Annotated in this window: 17 protein-coding genes and 1 other RNA gene; 10 read left to right on the forward strand and 8 right to left on the reverse strand. The window is 71.1% G+C overall.

Annotated features, from left to right (window positions below; all coding sequences use genetic code 11):
• The first annotated feature begins 25 nt into the window (after window positions 1-25).
• Window positions 26-853: a CAF17-like 4Fe-4S cluster assembly/insertion protein YgfZ gene (gene ygfZ, locus miv_RS00890; RefSeq protein WP_207180924.1), complete on the forward strand. Its 828-nt coding sequence runs from the start codon at window positions 26-28 to the stop codon at window positions 851-853.
• Between the two features lie 264 nt (window positions 854-1,117).
• Here the strand turns inward: ygfZ and miv_RS00895 are convergent, their stop codons facing one another.
• From miv_RS00895 to fumC, 3 genes are all read right to left on the reverse strand, one after another.
• A complete protein-coding gene (locus miv_RS00895) occupies window positions 1,118-1,405 on the reverse strand; it encodes a ribbon-helix-helix domain-containing protein (RefSeq protein WP_048431591.1) in 288 nt (95 codons plus the stop codon).
• Entirely contained in the window at window positions 1,402-1,593 is a 192-nt protein-coding gene (locus tag miv_RS00900) for a DUF4169 family protein (RefSeq protein WP_048431592.1), read from the reverse strand. Before miv_RS00900 ends, miv_RS00895 begins: the two co-directional genes overlap by 4 nt.
• 77 nt (window positions 1,594-1,670) lie before the next feature.
• The gene (fumC, locus tag miv_RS00905; protein ID WP_207180927.1) at window positions 1,671-3,080 is read right to left on the reverse strand and encodes a class II fumarate hydratase; all 1,410 of its coding nucleotides are present in this window, start codon (window positions 3,078-3,080) and stop codon (window positions 1,671-1,673) included.
• A 133-nt stretch (window positions 3,081-3,213) separates the two neighbouring features.
• Here fumC and miv_RS00910 point away from each other — a divergent pair, with 133 nt between their 5' ends.
• Complete coding sequence (locus miv_RS00910; protein ID WP_207180935.1) at window positions 3,214-4,605, forward strand: cytochrome P450; 1,392 nt, start codon at window positions 3,214-3,216, stop codon at window positions 4,603-4,605.
• 225 nt (window positions 4,606-4,830) lie between these two features.
• On the opposite strand, the gene miv_RS00915 is transcribed toward miv_RS00910, so the two are convergent.
• Window positions 4,831-5,517 carry an SspB family protein gene (locus tag miv_RS00915; RefSeq protein WP_207180937.1) on the reverse strand — a complete coding sequence of 229 codons (687 nt, stop codon included), beginning with the start codon at window positions 5,515-5,517 and terminating at the stop codon, window positions 4,831-4,833.
• 44 nt (window positions 5,518-5,561) lie between these two features.
• Window positions 5,562-5,926, reverse strand: a transfer-messenger RNA (tmRNA) gene (gene ssrA / locus miv_RS00920).
• A gap of 33 nt (window positions 5,927-5,959) precedes the next feature.
• Between ssrA and miv_RS00925 the strand changes: the two genes are divergently transcribed.
• The 7 genes from miv_RS00925 (at window position 5,960) to miv_RS00955 (ending at window position 12,552) form a co-directional block, all read left to right on the forward strand.
• Complete coding sequence (locus miv_RS00925; RefSeq protein ID WP_207180940.1) at window positions 5,960-6,703, forward strand: CPBP family intramembrane glutamic endopeptidase; 744 nt, start codon at window positions 5,960-5,962, stop codon at window positions 6,701-6,703.
• 157 nt (window positions 6,704-6,860) lie between these two features.
• On the forward strand, window positions 6,861-7,655 hold the full coding sequence (locus tag miv_RS00930; RefSeq protein WP_207180942.1) for a thymidylate synthase: 795 nt from the start codon (window positions 6,861-6,863) through the stop codon (window positions 7,653-7,655).
• A gap of 1 nt (window position 7,656) precedes the next feature.
• Complete coding sequence (locus tag miv_RS00935) at window positions 7,657-8,166, forward strand: dihydrofolate reductase (protein ID WP_207180944.1); 510 nt, start codon at window positions 7,657-7,659, stop codon at window positions 8,164-8,166.
• A 223-nt stretch (window positions 8,167-8,389) separates the two neighbouring features.
• Complete coding sequence (gene hflK / locus miv_RS00940) at window positions 8,390-9,601, forward strand: FtsH protease activity modulator HflK (protein WP_207180946.1); 1,212 nt, start codon at window positions 8,390-8,392, stop codon at window positions 9,599-9,601.
• Window positions 9,598-10,521, forward strand: coding sequence for a protease modulator HflC (gene hflC / locus miv_RS00945; protein WP_207180948.1), 924 nt, complete (start codon window positions 9,598-9,600; stop codon window positions 10,519-10,521). Before hflK ends, hflC begins: the two co-directional genes overlap by 4 nt.
• A 171-nt stretch (window positions 10,522-10,692) precedes the next feature.
• Complete coding sequence (locus tag miv_RS00950; RefSeq protein ID WP_048426471.1) at window positions 10,693-10,887, forward strand: DUF2065 family protein; 195 nt, start codon at window positions 10,693-10,695, stop codon at window positions 10,885-10,887.
• Window positions 10,888-11,043: 156 nt separating this feature from the next.
• On the forward strand, window positions 11,044-12,552 hold the full coding sequence (locus miv_RS00955; protein WP_048426458.1) for a Do family serine endopeptidase: 1,509 nt from the start codon (window positions 11,044-11,046) through the stop codon (window positions 12,550-12,552).
• Window positions 12,553-12,914: 362 nt separating this feature from the next.
• Here miv_RS00955 and miv_RS00960 read toward each other — a convergent pair whose 3' ends face one another.
• Together miv_RS00960 and miv_RS00965 are read right to left on the reverse strand one after the other, a co-directional pair.
• A complete protein-coding gene (locus tag miv_RS00960; RefSeq protein ID WP_048426459.1) occupies window positions 12,915-13,166 on the reverse strand; it encodes a hypothetical protein in 252 nt (83 codons plus the stop codon).
• A gap of 189 nt (window positions 13,167-13,355) precedes the next feature.
• Window positions 13,356-13,634: a DUF6894 family protein gene (locus tag miv_RS00965; protein WP_048426460.1), complete on the reverse strand. Its 279-nt coding sequence runs from the start codon at window positions 13,632-13,634 to the stop codon at window positions 13,356-13,358.
• Between the two features lie 327 nt (window positions 13,635-13,961).
• On the opposite strand from miv_RS00965, the gene miv_RS00970 reads away from it, so the two are divergent.
• Window positions 13,962-14,264 carry a hypothetical protein gene (locus miv_RS00970; protein WP_048426461.1) on the forward strand — a complete coding sequence of 101 codons (303 nt, stop codon included), beginning with the start codon at window positions 13,962-13,964 and terminating at the stop codon, window positions 14,262-14,264.
• Window positions 14,265-14,301: 37 nt separating this feature from the next.
• Here the strand turns inward: miv_RS00970 and uraH are convergent, their stop codons facing one another.
• Entirely contained in the window at window positions 14,302-14,676 is a 375-nt protein-coding gene (gene uraH / locus miv_RS00975) for a hydroxyisourate hydrolase (protein ID WP_207180952.1), read from the reverse strand.
• Window positions 14,677-14,753 lie beyond the last annotated feature (77 nt).

Genomic DNA, 14,753 nt, shown 5'->3' on the forward strand with positions numbered 1-14,753 from the left:
CCCCGGTTCAAGCAAAGGACCCCCGATGCCGCTTGCCCTCCTGCCGAACCGTGCCGTCGTGGCGGTCACCGGCGACGACGCGACGAGCTTCCTCCAGGGGCTCCTGACCTGCAACGTCGAGACCCTGCCGGAGGGCGAAGCCCGGCTCGGCGCGCTCTTGAGCCCGCAGGGCAAGATCCTGTTCGATTTCCTCGTGAGCCGGACGCCCGACGGCTTCCACCTCGATGTCGCCCGCGAGAAGGCGCCCGATCTCCTCAAGCGCCTGACGCTCTACCGATTGCGGGCGAAGGTAACGGTCGAGACCCGTCCGCTCGCCGTCGCGGCGGGCTGGGAGAGCGAGGCCCCGCCGGCCGCCCTGCGCGACGGGCGCCTCGCCGATCTCGGCTGGCGGCTCTACGCACCCGAGGGCGAAGCCCCGGCGGCGGATGCCGACGCGGCGGCCTATGCGGCGCACCGCATCGGCCTCGGCGTGCCGGAGGCCGGCACCGATTTCCCGCTCGGCGACGCCTTCCCGCACGAGGCGTTGATGGACCAGCTCGGCGGTGTCGATTTCAAGAAGGGCTGCTATGTCGGCCAGGAGGTGGTGTCGCGCATGCAGCACCGCGGCACTGCCCGCACCCGGGTCGTGCCGGTGGTCTATCGCGACGGGGAGGCGGCGCCGGCCGGCGAGCCGGTCACGGCCGGCGAGCGCAGCCTCGGCCAGACAGGCGGCGGGGCCGGGTCGCGGGGGCTCGCGATGCTGCGCATCGACCGGCTCGGCGAGGCGCTGGCGGCGGGGGAGACGGTGTCCGCTGGGGGAAGGACGGTGGAGGTCGAGAAGCCGGGCTTCGCGAGTTTCGCGTGGCCGGTGTGAGAAGGACTTTTGAACATCTATGGGTGATATATGCGTCTGTGCATATTCATAAATGCGGGGGATCCCCTCTCCCGTGTGGGAGAGGGTAGGGGCGATCGAAGATCGCGCAGTTTGACGCGCTTCAGTGTAAATCGCTGAGCGTGGTGCTGGCGGCGGAATAGTCCGAATGTTCTGCGGAGCCGTAGCACCCTCACGCCTAACCCCTCTCCCACACGGGAGAGGGGGACGCGCGTTACTTGGCAAACTTGCAAAACATCGGATACGTCAAATCGGCGAAGAACTCGCGCCGACATCAGCCCCCTCCCCCGGCCACACCGCCCTGAGCACGAACACCCGGATCGCCGACGACAAGTTCTGCTCGCCGCGCTCCGCATCGATCCGCCCGACCAGCGCCTGGACCGAAAGCCCCCGCGCCACGGCGAGCTGACGCAACGCCTCCCAGAACGCCGCTTCGAGGGAGACGCTGGTGCGGTGGCCGGCGATGACGAGGGAACGCTTGAGCAGCCCGCCCTCGGGCAAACGGCCCGGCGCCGGGCCGCCCTCCAGGCTCATGCCTCGCCGTCGGGGGTCTTCAGCCGGTGGCCCTCGTGCCGGGCGGTCTCCAGGCTCTTGCGGGCCTCCTCCCGGGTCTTCGCGGCTTTCGGCCGGCCGAAGACGACCCGGTTCTCGGTCGCCTGAGCCTCCTTGGCGGCGCGCTCGCGGGCCTTGCGGACCTGCTTCAGGTTGATGATCTCGGCCATGACCCGATCCTCCGCGCCCCCGTGATGGAAACGCCCCGCGCGGCCGGACGCTGCGCGGGGCGGATGTCAGATTGGGGTTATTCGGCGCTCGGCGCCAGCATGTCCTCGGGCCGCACCACCGCGTCGAACTGCGCCTCGGTGACGTAGCCGAGGCGCAGCGCCTCCTGCTTCAGCGTGGTGCCGTTCTTGTGCGCGGTCTTGGCGATCTCGGCGGCCTTGTCGTAGCCGATCGAGGGCGCGAGCGCGGTGACGAGCATCAGCGAACGGCTCATCAGGTCGGCGATGCGGTCGCGGTTCGGCTTGATGCCGACGACGCAATTGTCGGCGAAGCTCACCGCGGCGTCGGCCAGGAGCCGCACCGATTGCAGCACCGCATTGGCGATCACCGGCTTGTAGACGTTGAGCTCCAGGTGGCCCTGGCTGCCGGCCATCGACACGGTGGTGCCGTTGCCGACCACCTGGCAGCACACCATCGTCAGCGCCTCGGCCTGGGTCGGGTTGACCTTGCCGGGCATGATCGACGAGCCGGGCTCGTTCTCGGGCAGCGAGATCTCGCCGAGGCCCGAGCGCGGGCCCGAGCCCATCAGCCGGATGTCGTTGGCGATCTTGAACAGGCCGCTCGCCAGCGCGTTGAGCGCGCCCTGCGTGAAGACCAGGGCGTCGTGGGTCGCCAGCGCCTCGAACTTGTTCTCGGCCGAGGTGAAGGGCAGCCCGGTCAGCTCCGCCACCTTGGCGGCGAACTTTTCGGCGAACTCCGGATGCGCGTTGAGGCCGGTGCCGACCGCCGTGCCGCCTTGCGCCAGCGCCAGCACGCCCGGCAGGGTCGCGCCGACGCGGGCACCACCCAGCGCCACCTGCGCGGCGTAGCCGGAGAATTCCTGGCCGAGCGTGACCGGGGTCGCGTCCTGGAGGTGGGTGCGGCCGATCTTGACGATCTCGCCGAATTCCTTGGACTTCGCGTCGAGGGCGGCGTGCAGGTGCTGGAGCGCCGGCATCAGCCGGTCGTTGATCTCGCGCGCCACGGCGATGTGCATCGCGGTCGGGAAGACGTCGTTCGAGGACTGGCCGCGGTTGACGTGGTCGTTGGGATGCACCGGCGACTTGCCGCCGCGCTTGCCGCCGAGACGCTCGTTGGCGAGGCTGCCGATGACCTCGTTGGCGTTCATGTTCGACTGGGTGCCCGAGCCGGTCTGCCAGACCACCAGCGGGAACTCGTCGTCGTGCTTGCCCTCGACCACCTCGGCGGCGGAGGCCGCGACCGCCTCGGCGATCTTCGGCTCCAGCACGCCGAGGTCGCGGTTCACCAGGGCGGCGGCCTGCTTGACGAGACCGAGCGCGTGGACGAGGGGCGCCGGCATCCGCTCGGTCCCGATGCGGAAGTTCTGGATCGAGCGCTGGGTCTGGGCACCCCAGTAGCGGTGCGCCGGGACTTCGATCGGCCCGAACGTATCGGATTCCGTACGGGTGGTTGTCTCGGTCGGCGACATTGTGGCCTCTTTGGCGGTGCGAAACGGCGCCTACTTAAGCCATGAGCGGCGATTGTGCGATGCCCTCACAGGCCTCGAATCACCCCCGCCGACGCGCACCTGTTTTCCGCGCCCGTTCCGCGAAGGAGTCCGGATGCTCTCGCCTGCGGCGGCCCCGGCCGCCCCCTTCCGCCCCGCCGTGCCCCGCCCGCGGACCGAGCCGATGGGGCTGTTCGCCTTCCTGCGCGCCGCCCGCGCCAACCCGCTGACCACCTGGTACGAAGAACATTTCGAGAAGCCGATCGTCACCGGCGAGGGCGCGCTCGGCCGGGTCACGGTGGTGAGCGAGCCCTCGGCGATCCGCCACGTGATGGTCGACAACGCCGCCAACTACCGCAAGGACGACCTCCAGCGCCGGGTGCTGGCGCCGGGCCTCGGTAACGGGCTGCTGACCGCCGAGGGCGACGAATGGCGGTTGCAGCGGCGCACCCTGGCGCCGATCTTCTCGCCCCGCCACGTCGCCGGCTTCGAGGCGCCGATGGCGGAGGCCGCCGCCCGCCTCGCCCGCCGGCTGAAGAAGCGGGACGGCCAGAGCGTCGACGCGGCCCTCGAGATGACCCGCGTCACCCTCGACGTGCTGGAACGCACCATCTTCACCCATGGGCTGGCCCGCGAGCCCGACGCGCTCGGGCGCGCCATCACCCGCTACTTCGAGGCGCTCGGGCCGATCGACCCCCTCGACGTGTTCGGCATGCCCGACTGGCTGCCGCGGATCGGCCGGCTCAAGGCGCGGCCGGCGCTCCGCTTCTTCGCCGAGGTGGTGGACGAGCTGATCGAGCGCCGCCGCGCCCTCGTCGCCTCGGGGGCCGAGGCCCCGCACGACCTCCTGACCCTGCTCCTGAAGGCGCAGGACCCGGAGACCGGCCGCGGCCTCTCGGACCTGGAGGTGCGGGCCAACATCGTCACCTTCATCGGGGCCGGCCACGAGACCACCGCCAACGCCCTGACCTGGACGCTCTACTGCCTGTCGCAGGACGAGACGGCGCGCGAGACGGTCGAGGCGGAGATCGATGCGGCCTTCGCCGAGAGCCCGGCCCCGGGCATGGACGCCCTTCCCCGCACCAAGGCGGCCCTGGAGGAGGCGATGCGCCTGTTCCCGCCGGTGCCGTTCATGAGCCGGCAGGCGCTCGCCGAGGACCGGATCGGCCGGATCAAGATCCCGCGCGGTTCGCTGGTGACGGTCGCCCCCTACGTGCTGCACCGCCACCGCCGGCTGTGGGACCAGCCCGACGCCTTCATGCCCGAGCGCTTCCTGCCGGAGAACCGCGCCCGGATCGACCGCTACGCCTACCTGCCCTTCGGGGCCGGCCCGCGGGTCTGCATCGGCGCGAGTTTTTCGGTGATGGAGGCGACGCTGGTGCTCGCCCATGTCCTGCACGCCGTGCGCCTCGACCGGGCGCCGGAGGCCGGGCCGGTGGTGCCGTTGCACCGGGTGACGCTCCGGCCGCAGGACGGCCTGCGGATGCGGGTGACGGCGCGGGGCTGAGGGATCTCGCTCGACCGCGGACGGCCCCTCGGAGTCGTTCCGGGGCCACGAAAGCGGAGCCCGGAATCCAGAACCACCGACGGGACAGGAAAGAGCGGACAGCGTGCCGCTCCATTCTTTCCTACCGGAGCGTCTGGATTCCGGGCTCCGCGGCGCGGCCCCGGAATGACGAGGGGAATATCCAAGACGGTTCGAGCGAACCCGACACCCAGTCGGCCGCCGCGCTCAGCTCTTCTTGCGGAACGCGTCGAGGCTGACCACCGAGGCGCCCTCCTGGGGAGCGTCGGTCCGCTCGGCGGCCTCGTCGGGCTTCGCCTCGCTCTCCGCCTCGTCCTTGCCGTCCTTGGCTTGACTCTTGGCGTCGGCGCTCTTGGCGGCGGCGCTCTTGGCGTCGGCCTTGGGGTCGATCTTGGCGGCCGGCAGGATCTTGGGCACGTTGCAGCCGATCGCCGGGACCTTGGGCAGCGACTCGCTCGGCTCCGAGCCGGCGCCACGGATCGCCCGCAGGGGCGAGGGGGCCGGGGTCGGGGCCGCGTCCTCGGCGGTCGCGGTGCCGTCGTTCAGCTCGAACTTCAGGCCGAACTGCACCGAGGGGTCGAAGAAGCCGGTCACGGCCTCGAACGGCACCAGCAGCCGCTCCGGCACGCCGGAGAAGGACAGGCCGACCTCGAAGGTGTGCTCGGTGACGCCGAGGTCCCAGAACTGGTGCTGGAGGACGATCGTCATGTCCTGCGGGTACTTTTCCCGCAGGCGCTGCGAGACCCGCACGCCGGGATAGTCGGTCCGGAACGAGACGTAGAAATGGTGCTCGCCGGCCAGGCCGTCGCGCGCCGCATCGCCCAGAACCTTGCGCACGACGTTGCGCAGGGCATCCTGCACCAGGAGATCGTAGCGAATCAGATCGTCTGCCATCAACCGTTGCCTGGCGCCGCATCGCTCGCGGGAAGAGAATTCGAAGTGGAGGCTTCTGTTGCCAGGTGCCTCCGAACCCCGCCTATTCGGTGCTACCCGGTAGGACTTCGTTTGGTATTGGGGACCGCTTACGCGGCCACCGCCACCGGAGCAAAGTTGTCGTTGGCAACTATTGCATTGGCCCGATAACGGCGGAACCATGCCGAGCGAAAGCTCAACCTTTACGCCCTCGTCGATCCTATTTCGCCCCCGCCGAAGCCCGAACCGAACGGGCCGTTCCGGGCTTGGGTGGAGGCGCCGGGTACCGCCCCCGGGTCCGATAGGTTTATTCCGAAGAACGTTTATCGCCATAGCCGGCCTCGCGACCGGCAAAGCGAATATAGGGGGTTCCGTGCCGCTTTTGAAGCCCGCCCCGCACCATTCTGCGTCCGTTTCGCAAAGCGTGGCCCCGGCGCCCGGAATCGGGCCGCCGAAGCCCGGCCGCGGCCCTCGTCGGGCCTGGGCCGTCGCGGCGGCGATCCTGCGGGCGCTGCTGCTTCAACTGGCCGCCCTCGGCCTCGTTCTCGGCGCGCTCGCCCTCGCCCGCCGCCTGCCCGCCCTGCCGCCCGGCCTCCTGCCGTTCCCGGACCTGACCGGAGCCGAGCGGGCGGCGCTCGCCGTCACGGTGCTGCCCCACGCCGCCCTGGCGCTCCTGGTGCTCGCCGCCGCCCGGTTCGCGCCGGGACGGGTCGGCTTCGCCCGGCCGGCGCTGCCCCGGCGCGCGGTGCTCACGCTGATTCTCTGGCCGCCGCTCCAGGTCGCCTGGACGGCGGGGCTCCTGCTCGCCTCGGGGACGACGCCGGTCCGGGCCTGGCGCCTGTCGCCGTTCCTCACCGGGGAGGTGTTTCTCGCCTGGACGCTGTGGCTGGTGGTGCTGGCGCCATTCGCCGAAGAGATGTTGTTTCGCGGCGACCTCTTTTCGCGCCTCCGCTCCCTCCTGCCGCCGGCCGCCACGGTCGCGGTCGGCGCCCTGGTCTTCGGCCTCTGCCATGCCGAGCGCGGGCTGCTCCAGCCGGTCTCGGTCCTGCCGCTCGGCGTAGCGCTCGGGGCGATGCGGCTGTGGACCGGCAGCCTGTGGCCCTGCATCGCGCTTCACGCGCTCAGCAACGGCGCCGTGGTGCTGGCGCGGGTGTGGAGCACGGGCTGAATCCGCCGCCGACCGTCTCACGCCCGGAGCGGCGACGCGCTATCCTGGAGCATCACGCGGCCGGCCGGGAACCGTTCCTCCACCGACGCATCGACACAGAGGGGCTTCCCGAGCGCCGCGCGGCGCCCCGAATCCTCTCTTCACGCGGAGGCCCGCCATGCGCCCCTACCACGCCCTCCTCCAGCGCATCCTCGACGACGGCGTCGAGAAGCACGACCGCACCGGCACCGGCACCCTCTCGGTGTTCGGGCACCAGATGCGGTTCGACCTCGCCGAGGGGTTTCCCCTCGTGACGACGAAGCGGCTGCACCTGAAGTCGATCATCCACGAGCTCCTGTGGTTCCTCGCCGGCGACACTAACGTCGCCTACCTGCAGGCGAACGGGGTCACGATCTGGGACGAGTGGGCCGACGAGCACGGCGATCTCGGCCCGGTCTACGGCCGGCAATGGCGCTCCTGGGCCAAGCCCGACGGCGGCAGCGTCGACCAGATCGCCTGGGTGCTCGACGAGATCCGCCGCAACCCGGATTCGCGCCGCCTCGTCGTCTCGGCCTGGAACCCGGCCGACCTCGACCGCATGGCGCTCGCCCCCTGCCACTGCCTGTTCCAATTCTACGTCGCCGACGGCCGGCTCTCGCTCCAGCTCTACCAGCGCTCGGCCGACGTGTTTCTCGGCGTCCCGTTCAACATCGCGTCCTACGCGCTCCTCACCCACATGATGGCGCAGGTGCTCGACCTCGTGCCCGGCGACTTCGTCCACACGCTGGGCGACGCGCACCTCTATTCCAACCACATCACGCAGGCGCGCGAGCAGCTCTCCCGCGAGATCCGCCCGCTGCCGCACCTGCGCCTCGACCCCTCGGTGCGCTCGCTGTTCGCGTTCCGCTACGACGACATCGCCATCGAGGGCTACGACCCGCATCCGGCGATCCGGGCCCCGGTGGCGGTGTAGGATGTCCCCTCCCCTCGTCACCCTGATCGTCGCGGTCGCCCGCAACGGCGTCATCGGCCGCGACAACGCGCTGATCTGGCGCCTGCGCAGCGACCTCCGGCGCTTCCGCGCCCTCACCATGGGCAAGCCGGTGGTGATGGGCCGCAAGACCTGGGACTCGATCGGCCGGCCCCTGCCCGGCCGGCGGGTGATCGTCATGACCCGCGATCCCGCCTGGACCGCGCCGGGCACTGAGCGGGCGGGAAGCCTCGACGAGGCCCTGCGGCTCGCCGGCCCGGTCGAGGAGGTGATGGTGGCGGGCGGCGCCGAGATCTACGCGCTCGCCCTGCCGCGGGCCGGCCGCATCCAGATCACCGAGGTCGACACGGCGCCCGACGGCGACGCCCGGTTCCCGGAGGTCCCCCCGGATTTCCGCGAGGTCGCGGCCGAGGCGCATCCGGCCGGACCGGAGGACGAGCATGCCTTCCGGTTCGCGACGCTCGAGCGAAACGCCCGAGAACGGCACGTCTGAGAGCGGCACGTCTGAGACGGCGCGGCCATCTCAATTCCGCGGGTGCGGCGATGGTACTCCCGCTGCAGCGCGCAAACCTTGAGAATTGGGGCGGCCCCGGAGGTTGCTTTCGCGTGGGGCTCAGCCGATATCGCAAGGGAGCGAGTGCCAGAGCAATGCGAGTGCCGCGCGGGACGCGAGAGACAGCGCGGGGCGTGCCGGCCGGGAAAGGACGTGGGCGAGCATGCCTTGGAGCAATCAGAGCGGCGGTAGCGGCGGCGGCAACGGGGGTGGTCCCTGGGGCAACCGGGGCGGCAATGGCGGCGGTCCCTGGGGCGGCGGCTCGGGCGGCGGTGGCGGCGGCGGCCCGTGGGGCGGCGGCGGAGGATCGGGCGGCGGCAACCAGCCGCCGGATCTCGAGGACCTCCTGCGCCGCAGCCAGGATCGTCTGCGCAACCTGATGCCCGGCGGCGGTTCGGTTGGCGCCAAGGGCGCGGCCCTGGCGGTGCTGGTCGTGCTGGCGCTCTGGCTGATGACCGGCTGGTACACGGTGCTGCCCAACCAGGTCGGCATCAACACGGTGTTCGGCCGCTATACCGGCCAGTCCGGCGAAGGCCTGCGCTACAACTTCCCCTACCCGATCGGTGCCGTGGTGAAGCCGAATGTCGGCGAGTCGCGCAGCATCCAGATCGGCTACCGGTCGGGCATCGGCGCCCAGCGCTCCCGGGACGTGCCCGAGGAGAGCCTGATGCTGACGGGCGACGACAACATCGTCGACATCGATTTCGACGTGCAGTGGCGCGTCAACCCGGCCAAGGCCGAGGACTTCGTGTTCAACCTCCAGAACCCCGAGGGCACCATCAAGTCGGTGGCCGAGAGCGCGATGCGCGAGGTGGTGGGCCGTCGCCAGATCCAGGCGATCCTGACCACCGAGCAGTCGAGCGTGGCGCAGGAGGTGCAGCAGATCATCCAGAAGGCGCTCGATTCCTACGGCGCCGGCGTGCTGATCAACGTGGTCCAGCTCCAGGGCGTGAGCCCGCCCGTCGAGGTGCGCCAGGCCTTCGTCGACGTGAACGCGGCCCAGCAGGACGCGGCCCGCGCCCGCAACGAGGCCGAGACCTACGCCAGCCGGATGGTGCCCGAGGCCCGCGGCCGCGCCGCGCAGGCGGTGCAGCAGGCCGAGGCGTTCAAGTCCCAGGCCACCGCCGAGGCGACCGGCCAGGCCCAGCGCTTCCGCGAGGTCTACGAATCCTACAAGCTCGCGCCCGCGATCTCCCGCGAGCGCATGTTCCTCGACACGATGGAGAAGGTTCTGGGCGGCGTGAACAAGGTGATCATCGACCAGGGCGCCACGGCCGGCACCGGCGCGGCCGCCGCCGGCGTGGTGCCGGTCCTGCCGCTGCAGGAATTCGCCACCACCCGTCCCGGCACCTCGGCCCAGGGGAGCGCCCGATGAACGGCAACGCCCTCCGCACCGGCCTCGTCGTCCTCGGCGCCCTCGTCCTGGTGGTGATCTACGCCTCGGCCTTCACGGTCGGGCAGACCCAGCAGGCCCTGGTGCTGCAGTTCGGCCGGGTCCGCACCGTGCTGAACCAGGCCGGGACCGACAAGCCGGGCCTCTACTTCAAGGTGCCGTTCCTCGAGAGCGTCACGATGTTCGAGAAGCGGCTCCTCGACCTCGACCTGCCGGTGCAGACCGTCCTGTCGGCCGATCGCCAGAACCTCGAGGTCGACGCCTTCGCCCGCTACAAAATCATCGACCCGCTGCGCTTCTACCAGGCGGTGAACAACATCCAGGTCGCCAACCAGCGTCTGGGCAGCTTCACCAACGCGGCGATGCGCAACGTGCTCGCCAGCGCCTCGCGGGACGCCATCGTGCGGACCCAGCGCGAGGGCCTGATGAACCGCATCCAGGAAGAGGTGAACCGGCAGGCGAAGAATCTCGGCATCGAGATCGTCGACCTGCGCCTGACCCGCGTCGACCTGCCGGCGGCGAACTCGCAGGCGGTGTACCAGCGCATGCGCACCGAGCGCGAGCGCGAGGCGGCGGACCTGCGCGCCAACGGCGCCCAGGTGGCGGCGACCATCAAGGCGCGGGCCGACCGCGACGTGACGGTGCTGCTGGCCGAGGCCAACCAGAAGGCCGACCAGCTCCGCGGCCAGGGCGAGGCGGACCGCAACCGCATCCTCGCCGAGGCCTTCGGCCAGGACCCGGACTTCTTCGCCTTCTACCGGTCGATGCAGGCCTACGAGAAGGGCCTGAGCGGATCCGACACCCGGCTGGTGATCAGCCCCGGCTCGGAATTCTTCCGCTACTTCAACGATCCGCAGGGCCGGGCCCGGCCCGCCGCGGCCCCGGCGCCCGCCGGCCAGTGATCGGCCGGCCCCTCTCCGGGGCCGGATCGACCGATGACGACATCCAGCGCCCCGCCTCGGCGGGGCGCACTTGCGTGTGACGGCGGCCGCGAGGCCGGCCGGGGGCGGAGACGACACCAAGATGCGACCGCAGGGGGAAACGGGAGGGGCGCGGTGCGCCATGGGGCGGCCGTGAAGGACCTTGCCGCGGCGCTCGGCCTCGCGCTCGCCATCGAGGGCCTGCTCTGCGCCGCCTTCCCGACGGCGATGCGCCGGGCGATGCAGGAAGCCTCTCAGACCCCGATGGAGCGGATGCGCCTCGTCGGCCTCATCTCGGCGGCGGCGGGCGTCGTCGTGGTCGGCGTGGTGCGCCTGCTTCTCGGCTGAGATGTCGCGGGACTTGAACCGTCTCGCCGGGAGACGATCTTAAGGCACGCTCCCGTCCCCGTGGCCGGAGCTGCCCGGGCCGCTCGGGCGGGGCGGACGACGCCTCCCCGTGCCGTCACGGTCTTTCGACGCCCATTGCCCAACGAGGTTCCCAAGATGGCCGCTTCCTCGCGCCGTAACTCCGCCTTCGCGAGACGGCGCCTGCCCGCCCTCGCCGGTGCGCTCCTGGCGCTCTCCGTCGGCACCGCGTCGCTGCCGGGCGCCGCCCTGGCCAAGGGCCCTGCCTCGCTGGCCGACCTCGCCGAGCAGGTGACGGATGCGGTGGTCAACATCTCGGCCTCCACCACCGTGGAAACCCGCGGCCGCACCCTGCCGCAGCTGCCCCAGGGCACGCCGTTCGAGGACCTGTTCGAGGAATTCTTCAACCGCCGCGGCCAGGGCGGCGGGGGCGAGAGCCAGCCGCGGGCGCCGCGCCGCTCGAACTCGCTCGGCTCCGGCTTCATCATCGATTCGTCCGGCATCGTGGTCACCAACAACCACGTCATCGGCGACGCCAACGACATCCAGGTGATCCTGCACGACGGCCGCAAGCTGAAGGCCGAGATCGTCGGCAAGGATTCGAAGATCGACCTCGCGGTGCTGCGGGTGAAGCCCGATCCGGACCGGCCGCTGAAATCGGTGCCGCTCGGCAATTCCGAGAAGATGCGGCCGGGCGACTGGGTGATCGCGATCGGCAACCCGTTCGGCCTCGGTGGCTCGGTCTCGGCGGGCATCGTCTCGGCGCGGGGCCGCAACATCGAGTCCGGCCCCTACGACAACTACATCCAGACCGACGCGGCCATCAACAAGGGCAATTCCGGCGGTCCGCTGTTCAACATGGACGGCGAGGTCATCGGCATCAACACGGCGATCCTGTCGCCGACCGGCGGCTCCGTCGGCATCGGCTTCGCCGTCCCCACCGCCACCGCCGGCCCGGTGATCGAGCAGCTGCGCCAGTTCGGCGAGGTGCGCCGCGGCTGGCTCGGCGTGCGGATCCAGAACGTCGACGACACCACCGCCGAGGCGCTCGGCCTCAAGGGCGGCGGCCGCGGCGCGCTGATCGCCGGCGTCGACGACAAGGGCCCGGCCAAGACCGCCGGTCTCGAGGTCGGCGACGTGATCACCAAGTTCAACGGCGTCGACGTCAAGAGCTCGAGCGACCTGCCCCGCATCGTCGCCTCGACCCCGGTCGGCAAGGTCGTGGACGTGACGACGATCCGCAAGGGCCAGGAGCAGACCAAGCAGGTCACGCTCGGCCGCCTGGAGGACAGCGACAAGCCCCAGCAGCAGGCCGCGCTGAACAAGCCGCAGCCGGAGGCCGACGTCACCCGCCAGGCGCTCGGCCTCAACCTCTCGGGCCTGTCCGACGAGGGGCGCAAGCGCTTCGGAGTGAAGGACAGCGTCAAGGGCGTGCTGGTCACCCGGGTCGACCCGAATTCCAACGCCGCCGACAAGCGCATCCAGGCCGGCGACGTGATCGTCGAGGTCGGCCAGGAGGCGGTGAGCTCGCCGGCCGACGTCACCCGCCGCATCGACCAGATCAAGAAGGACGGCCGCAAGTCGGCGCTGCTCCTCGTCGCCAACAAGGACGGCGAGGTGCGGTTCGTGGCGCTCAGCCTCGAATAGCGAGATCGGGCGGCGGGCCTTTGCGCCCGCCGCTCACCGGACGGTTCGGGCACCGGATTCCCATCGAGGGGGAATGCCGGTTCGGGCGTCCGATCGGAGGGTAGGACGGGACCGGTCAGCGGTGAGAGCCGGCGAACGGACACGAGGGCGGCTTGCCCCTCCCGTGCCGGCGGCCGTCATGACATGGGATCCGGGTGGCGCGCCGGTCCGCGACGGCAGGCCGCTCGCCGCCACGAGCCTCGATGCGGAGCGCTTCGCGGCCGCGCCTCGGCCCGCTTCCAGAGGCCGCGGTGCCCAAGGCATCGCGCCGGGACGGGGCCCCGGCGCTCCCCTCCCCCGCGCCGTCGGCGCGGGATGCGTCGTCAGGCGGTCGCCCGCGCCTTGACGGTGGCCTTCTTCGCCCGGGCCTTCGGGGCGGGCTTGGCGGCCACGACGGCCTCGGCCTCCGCTTCGCGGGCGAGACGCAGGGCCTTCAGGCGGGCGGTGTTGTCGTCGCGGGTCCGCTCGGCGCTGGCGAGGTCGGCCCAGGCCTGCGCCGCCATCTCGGCCTGCATCTGGGCCCGGGCCGCGCGGGTCTCGGCCTGTCCGCGGGCCGTGCTGTCTTGGGTCGCCATGACGTCATCCCTCATGCGGGGCGCGGGCGGACCGCGACCCCGGGGGGCGGCCGGGCCGAACGGGCCGCCGGGTGCGGCTCGCCCCCAGGCGCCACCCTGTCATGTAGGGCGCGGCCGCGATTTGTCATGCCAAGGGACCGGACCACGTTCCCAAGGACCGACAACGGGTCTTGTCGGGCAGGTGCCACCTCAATGGAGACGGGGCGCCTCGTCCTGGGCGATCTCGGCCGTCAGCGCTTCCGCGAACGGAAATTCCAGCACCACCTCGCCGGCCTCGTCGGTCACCACCAGGGTGGCGGCGAGGAGACGGTCCTGGTTGCCGGATTCGGCCATCTTCGGGTCCTGCACCATGGCGTGGATGATCGAGCGCGACGCCTCCCAGGCCTGATCGGGATCGCGCAACTCCTCGCCGTTCAGGTCGGTGATGACGTCCTCGCCGATCTGCGTGTTGAAGAAGTATCGGGGCATGGCAGATCCTCGTGTTCGCGCCTGTCCTCTCCCTGCCCCGTCCGCTCGTCCGGTTCCAGTCCTCCTTCCGGTGGAGCAATGCCGAGCCTCCGGCCCGCCGCGACGCTCGCCCGCATTCGGCCAGGACACGTCCGTTCTCGCAAACGCAAAAATAATCCTCGGACGAAAAGGGGGGCGTCCGAGGCCGGCCCCGATCGTAAGTCGACGATCGAGCCCCTTGCACCGGGACGGCAATTGAGGCTTCCTAGGGACAGGGCATCCGGCGGAACGCTAGGTCATCGAATACCGGCACCGCTCGGCCCGCCCAAGGGAGCCGCGAGACGTCCGATGTTGTGGCGCATCGTCAATTGGAGCCGCAAGGCCGCCCCGCCCGCTCTCATCGGCGGGTTCGACCCGATCTACTATCTCGGCAAGAACCCCGACGTGGCGGCGGAAGGCTGCGATCCGTTCGAGCACTACCTGTATTTCGGCTGGCGCGAGGGACGGGACCCGTCCGCCGAGTTCAGCACGAGCGGCTATCTCTCGGCCAACCCGGACGTGGCGCGGGCGGGCGTGAACCCCCTGCTGCATTACCGCGAGCACGGCCTCGTGGAGCGCCGCCGCGGCTGGCAGAAGGCGGGCGTTCTCTGACCTCCCGAGGACGCGCCGCGACGGCGGCGGCCCGGCCTCAGCTGCCCCGATAGGTGCTGTAGGAATAGGGCGCGATCAGCAGGGGGACGTGGTAATGGCCGAGGCCCGGCCGGACCACGAAGCGCACCGGCACCTCGTCGAGGAAGTCACCGGCTCCGAGATCGCCGACACTCGCGAAATACGCCCCGACCGCGAAGATCAGCTCGTAGCTCCCGGGGCGCAAGGCCGCGCCGGAGAGCAGCGGCGCGTCGCAGCGGCCATCCGCGTTGGTGACGATGCGGGCGACCTCCTCCCGGCCGCCCTCCGCGAGGCGCCAGAGCCCGACCGCGACGCCGGCCGCCGGGCGGCCATGGGCGGTGTCGAGAACGTGGGTGGTCAGGCGCGGCGTCTCGGGCGGCGTCTCGAGCGACATGGCGGGGCCTCCGTTTCGGGCCCCCTCGGGGTGCCCGAGCCCTGCCCGACGGTCAAGCACGGCTTGACCGGCCCGGG

It is taken from the genome of Methylobacterium indicum, from assembly GCF_017347565.1.
GTDB lineage: Bacteria > Pseudomonadota > Alphaproteobacteria > Rhizobiales > Beijerinckiaceae > Methylobacterium > Methylobacterium indicum.